The organism is Pararobbsia silviterrae (assembly GCF_003628125.1).
Classification (GTDB): domain Bacteria; phylum Pseudomonadota; class Gammaproteobacteria; order Burkholderiales; family Burkholderiaceae; genus Pararobbsia; species Pararobbsia silviterrae.
In genome coordinates, this window is sequence record NZ_RBZU01000039.1 from 1 (window position 1) to 1,134 (window position 1,134).

At 61.6% G+C, this 1,134-nt stretch carries 1 protein-coding gene; it reads left to right on the forward strand.

Features of this window, described 5'->3' with window-relative positions; translation table 11 throughout:
* Position 1: 1 nt before the first annotated feature.
* The coding region (tuf, locus tag D7S86_RS28920; protein ID WP_121091582.1) for an elongation factor Tu at positions 2 to 1,134 on the forward strand (1,133 nt) is incomplete at its 3' end.

Consider the following 1,134-nt stretch of genomic DNA (forward strand, 5'->3'; position numbering starts at 1 on the left):
CATGGCTAAAGGTAAATTCGAGCGGACCAAGCCGCACGTGAACGTGGGGACCATTGGTCACGTTGACCATGGCAAGACGACGCTGACGGCAGCGATCACGACGGTGCTCTCGCGCAAGTTCGGCGGTGAAGCGAAGGCGTACGACCAGATCGACGCGGCGCCGGAAGAAAAGGCACGTGGTATCACGATCAACACGGCACACGTCGAGTACGAAACGGAAACGCGCCACTACGCGCACGTTGACTGCCCGGGCCACGCGGACTATGTGAAGAACATGATCACGGGCGCGGCGCAAATGGACGGCGCGATCCTGGTGTGCTCGGCAGCAGACGGCCCGATGCCGCAAACGCGTGAGCACATCCTGCTGGCGCGTCAGGTCGGTGTGCCGTACATCATCGTGTTCCTGAACAAGTGCGACATGGTCGACGACGCGGAGCTGCTCGAGCTCGTCGAAATGGAAGTGCGCGAACTGCTCTCGAAGTACGACTTCCCGGGCGACGACGTGCCTATCGTGAAGGGCTCGGCGAAGCTGGCGCTCGAAGGCGACAAGGGCGAGCTCGGCGAAACGGCGATTTTCGCGCTGGCCGATGCACTGGATTCGTACATCCCGACGCCGGAGCGTGCGGTTGACGGCGCGTTCCTGATGCCGATCGAAGACGTGTTCTCGATCTCGGGTCGCGGTACGGTGGTGACGGGTCGTGTGGAACGCGGCATCGTGAAGGTCGGCGAAGAAATCGAAATCGTCGGTATCAAGGACACGGTCAAGACGACGTGCACGGGCGTGGAAATGTTCCGCAAGCTGCTGGACCAAGGTCAAGCGGGCGACAACGTGGGTATTCTGCTGCGCGGCACGAAGCGCGAAGACGTCGAGCGTGGCCAGGTTCTGGCCAAGCCGGGTTCGATCCAGCCGCACACGCACTTCACGGCTGAAGTGTATGTGCTGAGCAAGGACGAAGGCGGCCGTCACACGCCGTTCTTCAACAACTACCGTCCGCAGTTCTACTTCCGTACGACGGACGTGACGGGCTCGATCGAGCTGCCGGCGGACAAGGAAATGGTGATGCCGGGCGACAACGTGTCGATCACGGTTAAGCTGATCCACCCGATCGCGATGGAAGAAGGTCTGCGCTTCGC